Genomic DNA, 18,584 nt, shown 5'->3' on the forward strand with positions numbered 1-18,584 from the left:
GCCTGGGGGTGGCCGATGCAATGCAATGCGTCGTGGCCGCCTGCAATTCCGATAGCGCCGACGGTTGCTCGGCGCCTCGAATCTCTTTCCAGGATCACGAGGAGCCGGCCAGCGGCCGGCACTACCGGATCGATCACAGCGTCATCGGACGCCAACCGGCGGCGGGCCCTGCAGCGCTCAATACACCGGCAGCGAAATGAAGCTTGCCTGCTGTGGTGCATGCCACACCTGCTGCGTGGCCTTCTGGTAATCGCCCGGCCTGGCCAGGTAGATGTTGGGCACGAAGGTCTGCGGGTTGCGGTCGTACAGCGGGAACAGGCTCGATTGCACCTGCACCATCACCCGATGACCGGGCTGGAACACATGGTTGGCCGTCGGCAGGCCGAATCTGTAATCCAGCACCTGATTGCTTGCGATCGCCTTTGGATCGCTGAAGCTCTCCCGGTAGYGCCCACGGAAGATCGCCATGGATACCGCCAGCTCGTAGCCGCCCATCTCGGGCGTGGACGGTGTCTGGTCGGGATAGACGTCGATCAGTTTCACCACCCAGTCGGCATCGCTGCCACTGGTGGCCGCCGCCAGGTTCACCTGCGGTGCCCCGCCGATGCGAAGCGGCTCGGTGAGCGGTTCACTGACGAAGGTCAGCACGTCCGTGCGCCCGTCCACGAAACGCTGGTCCTTGACCAACCAGCTGGTCCACATGTCGCGGTCGGCGAAGCGCACCGGGCGCGGCACGAACGGCACCGGCTTGGCCGGATCGGACACGTAGGCCTCGTAGTTCGCCTCACCCGGCTGCGGCGCCTGGAACGACAGCTTGCCTCCAGCACGCRGGTACAGCGGTTTGGACTGTGCGGCGGTGCGCGGCCACTGCTGCAGCTTGTCCCAGTGGTTTTCGCCGGTGTTGTAGATCAGCACCGGCGGCGTATCRGCCTTGGCCGCGCCATCCACCAGGTACTGGTCGAAGAACGGCTTGAGCACGTCGCGGCGGAACTGCAGCGCGGTATCGCCGTCGAACTTGAGCGCGCCCAGATTGCTGCCGTCGTAGTTCACTTGGCTGTGCCGCCACGGGCCCATCACCAGGTAGTTGAGCGTGTTGCTGCTGTCGCGCGGTTCCATGGCCGCATAGCTGTGCACCGCGCCCCACATGTCTTCCTGGTCCCAGAGGCCCTGCAGCCACATGGTCGGCACCTTCAGCGGCGTTTTGGCCATCTGCGCATCCAGCGCCTGCGCCTGCCAGAACGCGTCGTAGGCCGGGTGTTCGATGAGCTTGTGCCACCACGGCAACTGGTCCAGTCCGTTGGCCTTGGCATAGTCGCCGGCCGACCCGGCGCGCAGGAAAGTGGTGTAGTCGTCGTAGCCCACGCTGGGAATCGCCGGTCCCTTGCCGCGCTTGGCCAGCTGGCCGGTGAAGTAGCCGAAGTTGACCTGGCGGAAGGCACCGTAGTTGAGCCAGTCATCGCCCATCCAGCCATCGATCATCGGGCTCTGCGGCGCGGCCACCTTCAACGCCGGATGCGGGTTGGTCAACGCCATCACCACGGTGAAGCCTTCATACGAGGACCCCAGCATGCCGACCTTGCCGTTGCTTTCGGGCACGTGCTTGACCAGCCAGTCGATGGTGTCCCACGCATCGGTGGCATGGTCGACCTTGGTAGGGTTGAGCGGCCCGCGCAGCGGCCGGGTCATCACGTAATCGCCTTCGGAACCGTACTTGCCGCGGATGTCCTGGAACACGCGGATATAGCCGCCGTCGACGAACACCTCATCGCCCTGGGGCAGGATGTCACGCATGTGCGGCGAGTCGATGCGCTTGGCGCGGTTGGCCGCGTCGTACGGGGTGCGGGTCAGCAGGATCGGGGCATTCTTGGCGCCTTTGGGCACCACGATCACCGTGTAGAGCTTTGTGCCGTCGCGCATCGGCACCATCACCACGCGCTTGTCGTAGTCATCGTGCGCGGTCGGCGTCACGAAGCCCTTGGCCGGGATGTCCGGGGTCATCGGCGAGGTCTGCGCCGACACGCTGGCGGCAACCATGAAACTCAACAGCACGACAGGCACGACACGGACACGCATGGGCTCTCTCCCGGCAGATGGTGGCGACGAACCTTTGCAGCCTAGCGCCGGGCGCACGGCCCGGGTAGGTGCCAAAGGTCGCCATTGCGCGCATTCATGCGCCAACCGACGTTTCCTGCAAAGCCGCCCACTGCAGCCCACCGTCGTGTCCGGCGACCAGCACTGCCAGCGCTTCGCGCCGGGTCGCTACCCCGGCATGGTCGGTATGGTCTTCGCGGTAGCGCACCGCACAGGCACCGCCCGGCAGCGCGATCGCCGCCAACTCGGCCACCTCGATGCGCAGGCCTGCCCGCCGTCCATGCGCGCCCGCGAAGAAGCGCGCCAGTGCCGGCTTGTCCAGGCGCACTCCGCCGATGCCGACCATGCTGAAGTCGTCGTTGAAACGTGCCAGCAGCCGTTCCAGATCACTGGCCGGCAGGCGCGCGTTGAACCAGTCTTCGATCAGCACGTGCAGCATGCGCACCTCATCGAAGGCGGCGTGGGAACGTTCGGTCTGTGCAGGGGTCATGTGGGATTGGCTCGCAGGGAAAGGGACGCTGCCGGTATCCGCCACAGCAGCGGCAGTGGCAGCAGGGTCATGCCGCTGGCCAGCAGCAGCGTGAGGAAAAACGCGCGCTCGGGCAGCACGGCGGTCAATGCACCCAGCACGCACGCCAGCAGTGCGGCGGCCAGGCAGAAGCTGAGCTGGCGATTGAGATTCCACAACGCGCTGCCCGGCATCAGTTCTTCATGCGCCAGGCCCTGGAACGCCAGCGTCTGTGCGGTGCTGCTGCACAGGCTGCCGCCCAGGCCCATCAGCGCGAACGCCAGCACCGCCAGCAGCGGTTGCGAGGGCTGCACGCCCAGCAGCAGCGCGATGCCCGCAGCCTGGCAGACCATGCCGGCACTGAGCAGCACGCGTGGGCCGATCCGCGGCAGCGCGCTACGGGTGGTGGCAATAGCACACGCCGAAGCCAGCGCCCACGGCAGCATGAAGCCGCCGATGCTGGCCGGGCTGTAGCCGAGCCGACTGAGCAGCAACGTCGCCACCAGTTGGGTCCCGATGAAGGTGCCCGGCACCAGCAGGTAGATCAACATCGCCAGCCGCAGCGAAGGATGCCGCAGCAACGTCCACTGCAGCACCGGCTGCGCGGTGTGCCGGGCGGTGCGTGCATAGACGATCAGAATGCCTGCGGCCGCTGCCAGCAGCGCAATGCCCTGCGCGCGCTGCTGCGCTTCGGCGATCAGGCTCAAGGCCACCAGCAGCAGGCTCAGGCCCAGCGAGCCCAGCACCAGCCCGCGTCGATCCAGGCGCGGCAACGCCAGCCTCGCTTCGGGCCGGATCCACATCGCCGCCAGCACCAGGGCCAGCATCGCCAGTGGAACGCTGGCCCACAGCACCCAGCGCCACGATCCCAGCCCCACCAGCCAGCCGCCCAGCGCGGGCGACAGCGCCGGCACCAGCAGCGCGACCGCCATGATCCGCGCGGTCAACCGACCCCGTTCGGCCGGCGGGCAATGCCGGTAAGCCATGGCCTGTCCGACCGGAATCAACAACCCACCACCGAGGCCCTGCAGCAACCGCCAGCCGATCAGCGCCTCGATGGTCGGCGCGCTGCCGGCCAGGATCGCCGCCAGCGCGAATACGCCCAGCGACAGGCACAGCAGCACCCGTTCGCCCAGCCGCGCGGCCAACCAGCCACCCAATGGAATCACCAGCGTCAGCCCGAGCATGTAGGCGTTGCCGATCCACGCCAGCTGCGGCACCGAGGCATGCAGCTCGGCCGCAAGCGCCGGATAGGCGACGTTGCCGATGAACATGTTGACCAGGTCCAGCGAGAACCCGAGCAGGTACAGCCCTTCCACTTTGGCCCGGTAGGTCATGGCGCGCTCCGTTGACGAGGGCGTAGCATGCGCGCCGGGAAGCGCTGGATAAACCGAGCATCCGATGCAAGACTGTCAAATTATTTTTGACATTCAAAGGCAAGGCGATGGTCAGCCTGGACCGCTTCGAGATCTTCAAAGCCGTGGTCGATGCCGGCAGCCTCACCGCAGCCGCGCAACAGCTGGGCCACAGCAAGGCGGTGGTGAGCTTTAACCTCAAACGGCTGGAACAGGAGCTGGGCGTCACCCTGCTGGTGCGCAACACCCGCAGCCTGGCACTCACCGAGGCCGGCGAGCGCTTCCACCAGCATTGCGTGGCCATGCTGGCCACCGCCGAGCAGGCCATCGAGGAAGCCCGCAGCGAACAACAGCAGCTGCGCGGCACGCTGCGCCTGACCACCACACCCGAATACGCCAGCGCCAGGCTGGTGCCGCTGCTGGAAACATTCCGCGCCCAGCACCCGCAGCTGCGCCTGCACCTGTCGACCTCGCCGACGCATGCCGACCTGATTCCCGAGCGCTTCGACCTGGCGATCCGGCTCGGGCGCATGGCCGATTCGGAACTGCGCGCCACCCTGCTGGACGAGCATGCGTTGTGCGCGGTGGCCGCGCCGTCACTGTTGTCTGCGTTGCCCGATGCGGCCGCGCGCGACAGCCCGGACTGGGTACGCACGCTGCCTCGGCTGGGTTATCCCCGCCTGGCCGACCTGCCCCTGATCGCGCCCGATGGCAGCGATCAGCTGTTTGCCAGCAATCCGGCCGACGCGGTGGTCACCGTGGACAATGCGTCCACGCTGCGCGCCTTCGCGCTGGCCGGGGCCGGGGCGACGGTGTTGCCGCAGTGGTTGATCGCCGATGACCTCGCCGCAGGCCGGCTGCTGCCGATCCTGCGTGGGCATCGCTTCCCGCGCCAGGGCGTGTATGCGGTGTTTCCCAACACCGCGCATCCCTCGCGCCGGGTGCAGTTGCTGCTGGCGCACCTGCGCCAGCATCTGCCGGGGTGAACCCGACGGCAGGCACGACCAGCGGTCGTGACCTGCCCGGACGCCGGGACCGGTCGGTGCCGGCCGTTGGCCGTCCCGCATCGGTAGGTACCGACCGTTGGCCGGTACCTGCCTTGCTCAGCGCACCACACCACCGCTCAACACGATCGGCGTGGTCTGCAGCGGCTCGCTGGCCGAGCGCGACAGCTGCAGTTCGTAACGGCCTTCAGCGATCTTCCACTGCTTGTCGGCGGTATCGAAGCTGGCCAGCGTCTTCGGTTCGGCTTCGATGCGGATCCGGCGCGACTCGCCCGGCTGCAGCATCACCTTCTGGAAACCGATCAGGCGGATCGGGGTGGTGCTGCCATCGGGCATCTTCAGGTACAGCTGCGCCACGTCCGCGCCGGCGACCTTGCCGGTATTGCGGATATCCACGGTGGCGACCAGGCGCTGGCCCATCGAGGTGGCGCTCAGGTTGTCGTAGCTGAACTGCGTGTACGACAGGCCATGGCCGAACGCGAACTGCGGCACCAGGCCCTTGGCGGCGAACCACTTGTAGCCGACGTTGGCGCCTTCGATGTTGTAGTCGATGGTGTCGTCCGGCTTGTGCTTCGGATTGAAGCCCAGCCCGTTCACTTCCGGGCGCGGCAGCTGGCTGGCATCCACCGGCCATGTCACCGGCAGGCGGCCGGACGGATTGACCTTGCCGGTCAGCAGCGCGGCAATGCCTTCGCCGCCACGGATGCCCGGGTACCACGCCTGCAGCACCGCCGGCACCTGCTGCAGYCACGGCAGYTCGACCGGGCCGTTGGTTTCCAGCACCACCACCGTCTTCGGGTTGGCCTTGGCCACCCCGGCGATCAGCGCGTCCTGGTTGTCGGGCAGTTTCATGTGCGGCAGATCGACCGACTCGGCCGACCACTGCGTTGCAAACACGATCGCCACATCCGCCGCGGCGGCAGCGCGCGCGGCGGCGGCCACGTTGCGGCCATCCACGTATTCGATGCTGGCGTCCGGGCGCTCGGCGCGCAGCGCTTCCAGCGGCGAGGACGGGTGGAAGATCACCGGACCCGGCCAGGTGGTCGGCAGCACGCCCGGTACCGCGTTGGTGCCCTTGGCGGTCCAGCCGACCATCGACGAACCACCGCCACCGATCACGCCCTTGTCGGCGTGGCCACCGATGATCACGATGCGCTTGACCTCCGGGCCCAGCGGCAACACGTTGTTGGCATTGCGCAGCAGCACGCTGCCTTCTTCCACGGTGCGCTGGGCGGCCGCGAAGCCGGCGTCATCGTCGATCGGCTGGTGCTGCGGCGGCACGTCGAAGTTGCCGTTGGCGAACATCGCACGCAGGATCCGGCTGACCATGTCGTCCAAACGGGCGCGCGGCACCACGCCACCGGCCACGGCCAGGCGCAGCGGTTCATCGAAGAACACCGCCTTGTCGAACACTTCACCGGCCGACTGCTGGTCCAGGCCGGCCAGTGCCGCCTTCGAACCGCTGTGCACGCCGCCCCAATCGGACATCACGAAACCGGGGAACTTCCATTCCTGCTTGAGCACCTGGTTCATCAGGTAATCGTGCTCGCAGCCGTAGGTGCCGTTGATGCGGTTGTAGGAGCACATCACCGAGCCGGGCTTGCCGATGTCCAGTGCGATCTCGAAGGCCAGCAGGTCCGATTCACGCATGGCCTGCTCGCCGATCTCGGCGCTGTGGAAATTGCGCGAGGTTTCCATGTCGTTGAGCGCGAAATGCTTCATCGTCGACATGACGTGCTGGCTCTGCACGCCACGGATCGACTCGCCGACCAGGCGACCGGCCAGCAGCGGGTCTTCGCCGGCGTACTCGAAGTTGCGGCCATTGCGCGGATCGCGCTGCAGGTTGACGCTGCCGGCCAGCAGGATGTTGAAGCGCTGCTGCCAGGCCTCGCGGCCCATGGTGGCGCCACCGGCGAAGGCCACTTCCGGGTTCCAGCTGGACGCGGTGGACGGACCGGACGGCATCGCCGTGGCGTGGTCTCCCTTGCGGATGCCGCCCGGGTTGGTCACGCCCACGCCGGCATCGGCCGACTGCTGCGACGGAATGCCCAGCCGCGCCACGCCCGGCACGAAACCGGCCGAACCGACCGCGCCTTCCGGCAACGGCCCGCCATCCTTGCCCAGCCCGAAGTAGCTGTGCAGCATCTGGAACTTCTCATCGTCGGTCATCTTCGCCACGATCAGGCGGGCGCGTGCATCGGCGTTGAGCGAGGTATCCATCCACGGCGTGTCGCCACCGACCGGGGCGGCGTAGTCCAACGTCAGCAGCGTGCCCTTGAGCGCGGTCTTGCCGGCATCCAGGCGCAGCTTCACCGACGTGCGGGAGGCGGACTGGAAACCATTGGAATAGGTGTCCTCACCACGCGCCTCGAAGCCGGCCGCGCGTGCGCCGGCCTCATCGGCGCCCAGCAGGACCGCCGGGGCGCCCACGCGCGATGCATCGACCAGCGCCTTGAACGCGGCGCCCGTCGCGTCGCCATCGGCGGTGCGGGTATACAGCGCCACCACGTGGCGGCCGTCGTTCAAGCGCAGGTAGTTCAGGCCCGGGGCTTCGATGCCGGAAGCCGCTTCCACCGGCAGGCGCGAGATCACGATGCTGCCGCGGCGCTCGGCCGAGGCCGGATCGGCGCTGACGAAACGATAGGTGTAGCCCAGCTGGTCGGCCAGCGCTTCCAGCGGATCCGGCGCGCGGCTGCTTTCAGCCGTATCGGCGGCACGGTGCACGTTGCCGATGGTCAGCGCGTCCACGTTCAGGGCCTGCAACTGCGCGGCGACGTCCTTGGCATCGAGCCAGTCCGGCGCCTGTTCCAGGCTGAGCACGGTGAAGGCATCGCCGCTGTCGGCGACCTTCGGCGAGGATGCCCAGGCCGAAGCGGCGAGCGAGAGCGTGATGGCGGCCGTCAGGGCCAGTGGCTTTGAAATCGTTTTCATGAGCGGGCGAAACACCTTTGCTTACGCAAAAAATCCAGGGAGTCGTGCCGCAGAAGGGTGCAGCGCCAAGATGGCGGATCCCGGCCTTTGCAGGCCGGTATCGGGTACTACCCGGGGCAACGCAGCTACGACCAGGCCCCTCCGCCCGTCGATACAGCCATGCTGTCCGGTGGGCGCCGCAGGCGGCACCCATCCGGTGAAGAGTCGTCCACCCTGTTCATGCCTGTCAACAGCGTGTTCAGATTCGCAGGCGCGTGCGGCGGCTTGCGATCACCCTGCCGGGGGCTTCACCACGTGGGTGGCCGTCGGCTCCAGCACCTGCCCGTCTGCGTCGCGCGGCAGCAGCGGGGCCAGTTCACGGCCCTCGGTGAGCGTCAGCAACTGCGAACGCGGTTCACCTTCGGCGAACAGGAAGCCCTCGCCCCATTGCCGCAGCGCCACCACCAGCGGGAACAGCGCCCGGCCCTGCGTAGTCAGCACATAGTCCTGGTAACGGCTGCCATCGGCCGCCGCCTGCTGTGCCAGCACGCCGGAGTCCTGCAAGGCCTGCAGGCGCTGGCTGAGCATGCTGCGCGACATGCCCAGGCTGCGTTGGAAATCGCTGAAACGGCACACGCCGTCGAAGGCGTCGCGCACGATCAGCAGCGACCAGCGATCGCCCACCACGTCCAGCGCGCGCGCCACCGGGCAGGTCAGGTTCGGATCGTCATTCATGGCGGGCCCTCCAGAAGTGGTTTCATTTTAGAACCGCGTGCGCCAGAATCAACTGGTTCTAATTTGAGACCACCGCATGTCGCATGCCGCCTCCCTGCCCCGTACCGCCACGCCCCTGCTGCTGTTGTTCGCCTGTGCCGCCGGGCTCAGCGTGGCCAACGTCTACTACGCCCAGCCCCTGTTGGATGCGCTGGCAGCGGACCTGCACATCGGCACCGCGCGGATCGGCGTGGTGATCGCCGCTACCCAGCTCGGCTCGGTGCTGGCCCTGCTGTGGCTGGTGCCGCTGGGCGACCGCCGCGACCGGCGCCGCCTGATGGCGGTGCAGAACGCGGCGCTGGTGCTGGCCCTGCTCGGCGTCGCCTGCGCCGGCAACCCGCTGGCGTTGTTGCTGGGCATGCTCGCGCTGGGTCTGCTCGGCACCGCGATGACCCAGGGCCTGATCGCCTACGCGGCCGCCGCCGCCGATCCGCACGAGCGCGGCCGCGTAGTGGGTGCCGCCCAGGCCGGGGTGGTGATCGGGTTGCTGCTGGCGCGGGTGGTGGCCGGTGGCGTTGCCGACCTGGCCGGGTGGCGCGCGGTCTACCTGCTGTCGGCCGCGCTGATGGTGGTCAGCGGCGTGCTGCTGTGGGTGCGCCTGCCACGTTTGCCGATACCGGCCGCAACGCCGCAGCTGTCCCTGTTCGCACTGCTGCGCCAGCAACCGGTGCTGCGCCGGCGCGGCGTGCTGGGCTTGCTGATGTTCGTTGCGTTCGGGCTGTTCTGGAGCAGCATGGCGCTGCCCCTGAGCGCACCGCCGCATGCGCTCGACCACACCGCGATCGGCGCATTCGCGCTGGTCGGCCTGCTCGGTGCGCTGGCCGCTTCACGCAGCGGGCACTGGAGCGATCAAGGCCATGCCGAACGCGTGACCGGCGCGGCGTTGCTGTTGTTGCTGCTGAGCTGGGCGCCGCTGGCGGGGCTGTCGCTGCACCTGGGCTGGCTGGTGCTGGGCGTGCTGCTGCTCGATCTGGCGGTGCAGGCCCTGCATGTCACCAACCAGAGCCTGATCCTGGCCGCCGCGCCGCACGCGCAGGCACAGGTGATCGCCGCCTACATGCTGTTCTATGCCGCCGGCAGCGGGTTGGGTGCGGTGCTGGGCAGCGCGATGTATGCAAGCTACGGGTGGAGCGGTGTGTGCATCGCAGGCGGGTGCGTCTCGTTGCTTGCCCTGGGCCTATGGGCGGCCCTGCGTCGTTCCCGGTGAGCGTTGCGATGGGGCGGCGACCGTGTTTCCGCTACCCTGTTGGACACAGGCAACCCTGCCATGTCGACGTGATGATGCGCAGAATGCGGTGGTGGTGGTGAACGAGCAACGCTGGACCGGCACGTTGCTGCTCGGTGCGCATTTCGCCCTGCTGCAGGGCCATGCCGGCGCCACCGGTGCCCATGCCCACTACGCGCATCAGATCCTGCTGGCTGACACCGGACAGTGGACGATAGAGGACGAAGACGGCATGCGGTCCGGGCCGCGCATGCTGCTGCCCTCCTTCCAGTCACATGCCGTGCTTGCCGTCCCCGCGCGCGGCTGCACGCTGTGGCTGGAACCCAGCCATGTCGACCTGGCGCATCTGCAGGCCCAGCTGCCGCAGCTCCCCTGCGATCCGGTGGCACTGCTGCCCTGCCTGTCGACCCTGATCGCCCGCACACCGCTGGACCGACGGCTGCAGGCAGCGTTGTCTGCGCTGGATGCGCACTTGCCCGAACGCGTCGCGGCCACGACCATCGCAGCGGCCGCGCACCTGTCCGAGAGCCAGTTGCACCGCCGCTTCCAGCAGGACCTGGCGGTATCGCTGCGCGGCCTGGTGCTGTGGCGCAGGCTGCGCCAGGCCCTGGTCCTGGTGATGGAGGACCACAGCCTCACCGCCTGCGCCCATGCCGCCGGCTTCGCCGACCTGGCCCATTTTTCGCGCAGCCTGCGGCGCATGTTCGGCGTGCGTGCCGAGCATCTGTCACGCCTGCACCTGCAGCACTACCGCGACGACCGCTCCAGCCCCGGCGGCGGCGGCGGTGCCTCCCCATGCGGCAATGCACGGAACGGGGCCAGCAGCTGCCCTGGGTAATCCTTGGGATAATCCGGCTGGCTGCCGATGCCCAGATCGTCCACCCGCATCCGGTAGTCCGCATCAAACGCGGTGCCCAGCAGATGGTCCCAGACGGTCAGGAACAGCCCGAAATTGACGTCGCCGGCCGTGCCATAGCGCATATGGTGGAACCGATGCAGCGGGGCCCATGCCATCACCTTGCCCAGCCAGCCCGGCCGCATGTCCACGTTGGAGTGCTGCAGCAGCAGCTGGATGGCAATGGCGAAGGCCAGCACCGCCGCCACCGGGTACGGCATGCCCAGCAACAGCAGCGGCAGCACCCCGCCCAAGGCTTCGGCCGTCTGGTGCAGCGGGTGCTTCATCAATCCGTTGAACCCATACATGCGGGTCACGCTGTGGTGGACCGCATGCAACCGCCACAGCCAGGCCCAGCGATGGCTGGCGTAATGCACCAGGGTGATGCCCAGGTCCGCGGCGACGATCGCCAGCACCACCTGCGCCACAACACTCCAGTGCGTCGGCCACAGCTGCCACGGCACCCACGTGGCCACCAGCGGAATCGCACCGATCGCCAGCAGGTTCAACCCTTCATTCACCAGCGCGTGGACGGCATCGCGGCCCGCATCGCCCTGGCGTGCGTTGAAGGCCGGGTCATACGGCCAGCAGCGCTCGGCCAGCCACGACACGGCGATGGCCAGCACCAACCCCGGCAGCAGCCACAGGGCCGATCCCGCTGCATACCCCACCCACCACGTGGCCATTCCCACGCATCCAAGCAGCATTCCCGGCGCATACAACGCCAACCACCATCGCTTCATCGACCTGCTCCATACAAAGGAGCGGCCATGCTCGCGACAATGGCGCGGCCGGGCTTGAACAAACCGCGCATCCCGCCGCGGCCGCCGGTGCGGCCTTCCATGCCCTCCACATCGACTTGACCCCCACGGCCGCTGAAGCGGCGGGCAGGCCACTGGCTGAAGCATTCATCACCCCGGCTGCGTTCAAACTGCCGTCGCGCGAATCGTTAGCATTTTTACTAATTGCCGGTAGGATTGTCGGTCTCAGCCCCTGACACCGACCCTGCCGATACTGCCCGCCATGCCCCGCCTTGCCGCCCCCGCCTGCCTGCGCCAGCCCCTTCGGGAGGTGCGCTGATGGGCGCGGTACTGGCCCTGGACCAGTTGCTGGAAAGCCGGCAGGTCTGGCGCGGCAGGCCGCAGGCCACGCCGCCGGCCACGGCCCCGCACCCTACCGGCCACCCGGCGCTGGACGCCCGCCTGCCCGGCGGCGGCTGGCCGCCGGCGGCGCTGTCGGAGGTGCTGCTGGCCGCGCCGGGGCACGGCGAGCTGGCGTTGGTCTGGCCGACCCTGGCGCGGCTGAGCCAGCAGCAGCAGACCATCGTGCTGATTGCCCCGCCCTACCTGCCGCATGCACCCGGCTGGGCCGGTGCCGGGCTGGCCTTGAACCAGGTGCAGGTGGTGCGGGCAGCCCCGCGCGATGCCCTGTGGGYCGCCGAACAGTGCCTGCGCTCTGCGGCCTGCGCCGCCGTGCTGTGCTGGCCGCAGCAGGCCGACGACCGCGCCCTGCGCCGGCTGCAGGTGGCCGCCGAAACCGGCCAGTGCCTGGGGTTTGCCTTCCGCGACCTGCGCCAGGCGCGCAACAGTTCACCGGCGCCGCTGCGCCTGCAACTGCAAAACGGCCAGGTACGCGTGCTCAAGTGTCGCGGCGGCATGGCCCCGGCGCAGCCCTTGCCGCTGTCGCTGGCGCATTGAGCGGCCGCCGTGCACTGGGCCTGCCTCTTGTTGCCACAGCTGGCGCTGGATGCCGCCCTGCGCCAGCAGCCCGATCCGTCGGTGCCGCTGGTGCTGCTCAGCGGCCCGGCGCAGCGCCGCGTGCTGCATGCGGTGAGCCCGTCGGCCCGCCAATTGGGGTTGCGTCGCGGCATGCTGCTTTCGGCCGCGCAGGTACTCACCCGCGACATGCTCACCGTTGAACATGACCCGCGCGCCGAACAGGCCACCCGGCACCTGCTGGCCAGCTGGCTGTACGGCATCAGCTCGCAGGTCAGCCTGGCCTTCCCGCACGCGCTGGCGCTGGAGATCGGCGCCAGCCGCGCGCTGTTCGGCGATTGGCCGGCGATCGAAAAGCGTCTCTGCGATGGCTTGAAGGACCTCGGTTTCCGCCATCGCCTGGTTGCCGCGCCCAATCCACATGCGGCCTGGGTACTGACTCGCGCGCATGCACGGCTGGGCGTGGACGCCAGCCAACTGGACGCCACCCTGGCGCAGCTCCCGATCGAACGCAGCGGCCTGCCCGCCGAGGCGGTCACGGTATTGGCGCGCTCGGGCCTGCGCACGCTGGGCGCGGCCTTCCAGCTGCCGCGCGAGAGCCTGGCCCGGCGTTTCCCGCCCCAGGTGCTGGCCCACCTGGACGCGCTGCGCGGAATCAGTACGCCGCCGTTACGCTATTTCCAGCCACCGGACCGCTTCGATGCGCGCATCGAGTTCGATTACGAAATCGAGTCCACCCAGGCCCTGCTGTTCCCGCTGCGTCGCCTGACCGGCGACCTGGCCGCGTTCCTGTGTTCGCGCGATGGCGGGGTGCAGCGTTTCGACCTGTGGTTCGAACACGACCAGCACCCGGACACCTGCCTGAGCATCGGCCTGCTCGCGCCCGAGCGCGATGCGGCGATGCTGTTCGAGCTGGCCCGCAACCGCGTGGACCACCTGCAGCTGCCGGCCGGCAGCCGTGGCCTGCGCCTGCAGGCCGAGCACCTGCCACCGTTCGTGCCGGCCGCGCGCGACCTGTTCGACCCGCGCCCGCAACAGGCGATGCCCTGGGAACAGGTGCGCGAACGCCTGCGCGCGCGCCTCGGCGACGATGCCGTGCAGGGCCTGGGACTGCGTGCCGAGCACCGCCCGGAACGGGCCAGCGGCGATGCGCACGGCGCGCCCAAAGGCCCGCCGCCGCCGCTGCCCCTACGCCCGGGCTGGCTGCTGCCGCGCCCGCAACCGCTGCTCGATCCGCACCTGCGCATCCTGTCCGGCCCCGAACGGATCGAATCGGGCTGGTGGGACGAAGGCGATATCCGCCGCGACTACTACGTGGTGGAAACCGCGCAGGGCCAGCGTGGCTGGGCCTATACCAGTGCCGACACGCGCGGCGGCCCGTGGATGCTGCACGGCTGGTTCGCATGAGCACCGCCCTGCCCGACTACGCCGAACTGCACTGCCTGTCGGCCTTCAGTTTCCAGCGTGGCGCGTCCATCGCCGAGGAACTGTTCGCCCGCGCCAAGGGCCAGGGCTACCGCGCGCTGGCGATCACCGACGAATGCTCGCTGGCCGGCATCGTGCGCGCCTGGCAGGCCGCGAAGAAACACGACCTGGCGTTGATCACCGGCGCCGAGTTCCAGATCGAGGACGGCCCCAGGCTGGTGCTGCTATGCACCGACCTGGCCGCCTACGCCGGCCTGTGCCAGCTGATCACCACCTGCCGCCGGCGCGCGCCCAAGGGCGAGTACCGCTGCGTGCGCGAGGACTTCGATGCGCTGCCGGCCAGCCTGCTGTGCCTGTGGCTGGACCGCACGCCCACGGCAGAGGATGCCGCCTGGCTGCAGGCGCGCTTCGCGCAGCGGCTATGGCTGGCGGTGGAGCTGCACCGTGAGGCCGACGATGCGCAACGCCTGGCGACGCTGCAACGTTTCGGCGACGAACACGCCCTCCCGCTGGTGGCAAGCGGTGATGTGCACATGCACGTCCGCCGCCGCCGCGCCCTGCAGGACACCCTCACCGCGATACGCCACCACTGCACCATCGCCGATGCCGGCTGGCGGCTGTTTCCCAACGGCGAGCGCCACCTGCGCACCCGCCAGGCGCTGGCCGCGCTGTACCCGCCCGCGTTGCTGGCCGAAACCCTGCGCATCGCCGAACGCTGCCACTTCGACCTCAAACAGCTGCACTACACCTACCCGCGCGAACTGATCCCGGCCGGGCACGATCCGGCCAGCTGGCTGCGCACGCTGGTCGAGGAAGGCATGCAATGGCGCTGGAAAAGCGGTGCCACCGCCAAGCAGCGCGCGCAGATAGAACACGAACTGCACCTGATCCACACCAAGCAGTACGAGTCCTACTTCCTGACCGTGCACGACATCGTGCGCTTCGCGCGCCGCCAGCAGATCCTGTGCCAGGGCCGCGGCTCGGCGGCCAATTCGTCGGTGTGCTACGTGCTGGGCGTGACCGAGATCGACCCCAGCGACATGGAGCTGCTGTTCGAGCGCTTCATTTCCGCCGAGCGCGACGAACCGCCGGACATCGACATCGATTTCGAACACGAGCGCCGCGAGGAAGTGCTGCAGTACGTGTTCAACCGCTATGGCCGCGAACGCGCCGCGCTCACCGCCGTGGCCATCAGCTACCGCGGCCGCAGCGCGGTGCGCGACGTGGCCCGCGTGCTCGGCCTGCCGCCGGACCAGGTCAACGAACTGGCCGCGTGCCTGGACCGCTGGAGCAGCCACGAACCCCTGCCCGAGGCCCTGCGCGAGCGTGGCTTCGACCCGGACACGCCGTTGATGCGGCGGGTGGTGGCATTGACCAGCGAACTGGTCGATTTTCCGCGCCACCTGTCCCAGCACCYGGGCGGTTTCGTGATTTCCGAACACCCCCTGTCCACGCTGGTGCCAGTGGAGAACGCGGCCATGGCCGATCGCACCGTGATCCAGTGGGACAAGGACGACCTGGACGCCACCGGGCTGATGAAGGTCGACTGCCTGGCGCTGGGCATGCTCACCGCCGTGCGCAAATGCCTGGCCATGCTGCACGCGCATGGCGCGCCGAAGATGGGCATGGCCGATATTCCCTCCGGCGATGGCCCCACCTACGACATGATCTGCCGCGCCGACACCCTGGGCGTGTTCCAGATCGAATCGCGCGCACAGATGGCGATGCTGCCGCGCATGCAGCCGCGCTGCTTCTACGACCTGGTGATCGAAGTGGCGATCGTGCGCCCCGGCCCGATCCAGGGCGACATGGTCCATCCGTACCTGAACCGGCGCAAGAAGCTCAAGGAAGAAGGCATCGAGGAGATCGACTACCCGCCCGCGCTGGAGAAGGTCTTCAAGCGCACCCTGGGCGTGCCGCTGTTCCAGGAACAGGTGATGCAACTGGCGGTCGCCGCCGCCGGCTTCAGCCCCGGCGAGGCCGATGCACTGCGCCGCTCGATGGCGGCGTGGAAGCGCCATGGCGGGCTGGAGCCGCACCGCGACAAGCTGCTCACCGGCATGGCCGCCCATGGCCACAGCCGCGAATACGGCGAGCGCCTGTTCGAACAGATCAAGGGCTTCGGCAGCTACGGTTTCCCGGAGAGCCACGCGGCCAGCTTCGCGTTGATCACCTATGTCAGCTGCTGGCTCAAGTGCCACCATCCCTCCGCATTCGCCGCCAGCCTGATCAACAGCCAGCCGTTGGGCTTCTACACGCCCGACCAGATCCTGCAGGACGCGCGCCGCCATGGCGTGCCGGTGCTGCCGGTGGATGTGCGCCACAGCGACTGGGACTGCACGCTGGTGGCGCCCACCGCACCCGGGCGGCCGTTCGGCATCCGCCTGGGCCTGCGCCTGATCGACGGCTTCAGCGAAGACGTGGCCACCGCGCTGGTGCAGGCACGCGCACGGCTGCCGTTCGAGAGCGTGGCCGATCTCAGCCAACGCGCGCGGCTGGACCGTCGCCACCAGGGCCTGCTTGCCGACGCCGGCGCATTGAAAGGCCTGAGCGGGCATCGCCATCGCGCGCGCTGGGAAGTGTCCGGCGTGGAAAAACCGCTGCCGCTGTTCGACACCGCGCGCGCCACCGTCGAAGCCAGCGTGCCGTTGCCGCTGCCCAGCGCTTTGGAGGACATGCAGGCCGATTACAACAGCACCGGCACCACGCTCGGCCGGCACATGGTGTCCTTCATCCGCCCGCAACTGCGCCAGCGCCGCTGCCAGCGCTCGGACGAACTGGCCGCGTTGCCGCACGGGCGCAGCGTGCGTTTTGCCGGGCTGGTGCGCATGCGCCAGCGCCCGCAGACCGCCAGCGGGGTCACCTTCCTCACCCTGGAAGACGAATGCGGCATGGTCAATGCCGTGGTCTGGCGCAAGATCGCCGACCGCCAGCACCGCGTGCTGGTCGAAGCGCAGATGATGCAGATCGACGGCCGCCTCGAACGCGTGGACGGCGTGCAGCACCTGATCGTGCGGCAGATGTACAACATCGATGCCCTGATCGACGGCGTGCGTACACGCAGCCGCGACTTCCACTGAGTGCCCGCGCGCAGCGCGTGATCCACTTCACGATCACCGCAATTGCAGACTTTCCCGACTGGTGTCCCCATCGGCCCGTCCGGTATTGTCGCTGCCTTCCAAGGATCTGGAGCCGCCTTTGTCCCGCGCACTTACCGTCACCACACTGATCGTCTCCAGCCTTGCCCTGGTTGTTTCCGGCTGGACCGCTGTGCGCCTGCACCAGAGCCAGGCCGAGGACCGGGTGATCACCGCGCGCGGTCTGGTCATCCAGGACGGCAACGGCCAGGCCCGGCTGATCCTGGGGGCGCCGGTGCCCGATCCGCTGAGCAAGGGGGTGTCGCAGGGGCCGCGCGCCTCGCCGTTGTCCGGCATGATCCTGCTCGACGCCCATGGCTCCGAACGTGGCGGCTACGGCACCGCCGATGTCGGCGATGAAGCCATGCTCACCCTGGACGATGCCAGCGGCACCACCGAAGTCTTCAAGGTCACCGCCAACCCGGATCGGGGCGCCACCCTGGTGCTCAAACACCAGAACAGCACCGGCGCCATGCTCACCTCATGGCAGGGCAAGCCGGAGCTGATCTTCGTCGGCGACAACGGCCAATCGCACTACGTGCGCCCGAGCACGCCCAGCGCGCCCTGAGGTGCGCGTGCCATCCGGCCGCGCGGATATGCCACCATACCGGCCGAGCTTCCGGGAGTACGCGATGTCCAACCCACGCCCTGATTGGCCGCAGGCCACGACCGCCGCGGAGATCGCCGACAACCTCGCAGCCGTACATGCACGCATCGCCGACGCCTGCGCCCGCGCTGGCCGCGCGCCATCCAGCGTGCGCCTGCTGCCGGTAAGCAAGACCGTGGATGAAGCGCGGCTGCGGCTGGCCTGGGAGGCAGGCTGCCACGAACTGGGCGAGAACAAGGTGCAGGAGGCACAGGCCAAGGCCGAGGCCATGGCCGACCTGCCGATCCGCTGGTCGGTGATCGGCCACCTGCAGACCAACAAGGCGCGCGAGGTGGCGCGTTTCGCCAGCGAGTTCCAGGCGCTGGACAGCCTGCGCGTGGCCGAGGCCCTGGACCGACGGCTGGAAGTGGAGCAGCGCGACCTGGACGTGTTCGTGCAGGTCAACACCTCCAGTGAAGCCAGCAAGTACGGGCTGGACCCGATCGCGGTCGCCGACTTCCTGCAGCAGTTGCCGGCGTTCACCCGGCTGCGCGTGCGCGGGCTGATGACTCTGGCCCTGTTCTCGCCGGACCCGACCCTGGTCCGCCCCTGCTTCGCGCGTCTGCGCGACCTGCGCGACCGGTTGCGCCCGACCTTGCCTGAGGGGGTTACCTTGGACGAGTTGTCGATGGGCATGTCCGGCGATTTCGACCTGGCCATCGAAGAAGGGGCCACCGTGGTCCGTGTCGGCCAGGCCATCTTCGGCGCGCGCGCTACCTCGGACAGTTTCTACTGGCCTGCGCCAGCCCCGGAAGCGACGCCATGACCACACCAGCGCGCCACCACGCCGTGGCCATGCAGCAGGTCGCCTTCGAGGACATCTGCTCGGCCGCTTCGACAGCAACGGTCCGCAGGCCCGCCACCACCTGCATCCGCTCGACGGGCAACTAACCGCCGCG

16 protein-coding genes are annotated in these 18,584 nt (G+C 68.7%); 10 read left to right on the forward strand and 6 right to left on the reverse strand.

Features of this window, described 5'->3' with window-relative positions; translation table 11 throughout:
- Positions 1 to 200: hypothetical protein (locus ACXJKH_RS00565; protein WP_457317893.1), on the forward strand; the 200-nt coding region annotated here is incomplete at its 5' end.
- Here the strand turns inward: ACXJKH_RS00565 and ACXJKH_RS00570 are convergent.
- The 3 genes from ACXJKH_RS00570 to ACXJKH_RS00580 all read right to left on the reverse strand — a co-directional run bounded on the left by ACXJKH_RS00570 (position 178) and on the right by ACXJKH_RS00580 (position 3,936).
- Positions 178 to 2,073 carry a CocE/NonD family hydrolase gene (locus ACXJKH_RS00570; RefSeq protein ID WP_457317894.1) on the reverse strand — a complete coding sequence of 632 codons (1,896 nt, stop codon included), beginning with the start codon at positions 2,071 to 2,073 and terminating at the stop codon, positions 178 to 180. The two genes, ACXJKH_RS00565 and ACXJKH_RS00570, sit on opposite strands and share 23 nt — an antisense overlap.
- Positions 2,074 to 2,167: 94 nt before the next feature.
- Positions 2,168 to 2,581: a DUF4440 domain-containing protein gene (locus ACXJKH_RS00575; RefSeq protein ID WP_457317895.1), complete on the reverse strand. Its 414-nt coding sequence runs from the start codon at positions 2,579 to 2,581 to the stop codon at positions 2,168 to 2,170.
- The gene (locus tag ACXJKH_RS00580; RefSeq protein ID WP_457317896.1) at positions 2,578 to 3,936 is read right to left on the reverse strand and encodes an MFS transporter; all 1,359 of its coding nucleotides are present in this window, start codon (positions 3,934 to 3,936) and stop codon (positions 2,578 to 2,580) included. The genes ACXJKH_RS00575 and ACXJKH_RS00580 overlap by 4 nt, the downstream gene beginning before the upstream one ends.
- A gap of 107 nt (positions 3,937 to 4,043) precedes the next feature.
- Here ACXJKH_RS00580 and ACXJKH_RS00585 point away from each other — a divergent pair, with 107 nt between their 5' ends.
- Positions 4,044 to 4,940: a LysR family transcriptional regulator gene (locus ACXJKH_RS00585; protein ID WP_457317915.1), complete on the forward strand. Its 897-nt coding sequence runs from the start codon at positions 4,044 to 4,046 to the stop codon at positions 4,938 to 4,940.
- 117 nt (positions 4,941 to 5,057) lie between these two features.
- On the opposite strand, the gene ACXJKH_RS00590 is transcribed toward ACXJKH_RS00585, so the two are convergent.
- Both ACXJKH_RS00590 and ACXJKH_RS00595 read right to left on the reverse strand, forming a co-directional pair.
- A complete protein-coding gene (locus tag ACXJKH_RS00590; RefSeq protein ID WP_457317897.1) occupies positions 5,058 to 7,889 on the reverse strand; it encodes a beta-glucosidase in 2,832 nt (943 codons plus the stop codon).
- 270 nt (positions 7,890 to 8,159) lie between these two features.
- A complete protein-coding gene (locus tag ACXJKH_RS00595; protein ID WP_457317898.1) occupies positions 8,160 to 8,603 on the reverse strand; it encodes a winged helix-turn-helix transcriptional regulator in 444 nt (147 codons plus the stop codon).
- 76 nt (positions 8,604 to 8,679) lie between these two features.
- Between ACXJKH_RS00595 and ACXJKH_RS00600 the strand changes: the two genes are divergently transcribed.
- Together ACXJKH_RS00600 and ACXJKH_RS00605 are read left to right on the forward strand one after the other, a co-directional pair.
- On the forward strand, positions 8,680 to 9,849 hold the full coding sequence (locus tag ACXJKH_RS00600) for an MFS transporter (protein ID WP_457317899.1): 1,170 nt from the start codon (positions 8,680 to 8,682) through the stop codon (positions 9,847 to 9,849).
- Positions 9,850 to 9,946: 97 nt separating this feature from the next.
- The gene (locus ACXJKH_RS00605; protein ID WP_457317900.1) at positions 9,947 to 10,705 is read left to right on the forward strand and encodes a helix-turn-helix domain-containing protein; all 759 of its coding nucleotides are present in this window, start codon (positions 9,947 to 9,949) and stop codon (positions 10,703 to 10,705) included.
- Here the strand turns inward: ACXJKH_RS00605 and ACXJKH_RS00610 are convergent.
- On the reverse strand, positions 10,615 to 11,505 hold the full coding sequence (locus ACXJKH_RS00610; protein WP_457317901.1) for a sterol desaturase family protein: 891 nt from the start codon (positions 11,503 to 11,505) through the stop codon (positions 10,615 to 10,617). The genes ACXJKH_RS00605 and ACXJKH_RS00610 overlap by 91 nt on opposite strands.
- Before the next feature lie 336 nt (positions 11,506 to 11,841).
- On the opposite strand from ACXJKH_RS00610, the gene imuA reads away from it, so the two are divergent.
- The 6 genes from imuA (at position 11,842) to ACXJKH_RS00640 (ending at position 18,576) form a co-directional block, all read left to right on the forward strand.
- Complete coding sequence (gene imuA, locus ACXJKH_RS00615; protein WP_457317902.1) at positions 11,842 to 12,459, forward strand: translesion DNA synthesis-associated protein ImuA; 618 nt, start codon at positions 11,842 to 11,844, stop codon at positions 12,457 to 12,459.
- Positions 12,460 to 12,468: 9 nt separating this feature from the next.
- Positions 12,469 to 13,884: a Y-family DNA polymerase gene (locus ACXJKH_RS00620; protein WP_457317903.1), complete on the forward strand. Its 1,416-nt coding sequence runs from the start codon at positions 12,469 to 12,471 to the stop codon at positions 13,882 to 13,884.
- A complete protein-coding gene (locus ACXJKH_RS00625) occupies positions 13,881 to 16,982 on the forward strand; it encodes an error-prone DNA polymerase (protein WP_457317904.1) in 3,102 nt (1,033 codons plus the stop codon). The genes ACXJKH_RS00620 and ACXJKH_RS00625 overlap by 4 nt, the downstream gene beginning before the upstream one ends.
- A gap of 118 nt (positions 16,983 to 17,100) precedes the next feature.
- Positions 17,101 to 17,607 carry a hypothetical protein gene (locus ACXJKH_RS00630; protein ID WP_457317905.1) on the forward strand — a complete coding sequence of 169 codons (507 nt, stop codon included), beginning with the start codon at positions 17,101 to 17,103 and terminating at the stop codon, positions 17,605 to 17,607.
- 64 nt (positions 17,608 to 17,671) lie between these two features.
- On the forward strand, positions 17,672 to 18,451 hold the full coding sequence (locus ACXJKH_RS00635; protein WP_457317906.1) for a YggS family pyridoxal phosphate-dependent enzyme: 780 nt from the start codon (positions 17,672 to 17,674) through the stop codon (positions 18,449 to 18,451).
- Positions 18,448 to 18,576: a hypothetical protein gene (locus ACXJKH_RS00640; RefSeq protein WP_256774174.1), complete on the forward strand. Its 129-nt coding sequence runs from the start codon at positions 18,448 to 18,450 to the stop codon at positions 18,574 to 18,576. The genes ACXJKH_RS00635 and ACXJKH_RS00640 overlap by 4 nt, the downstream gene beginning before the upstream one ends.
- The last annotated feature ends 8 nt before the right edge of the window (positions 18,577 to 18,584 follow it).

The sequence above is a fragment of the Stenotrophomonas sp. P5_B8 genome, from assembly GCF_054049855.1.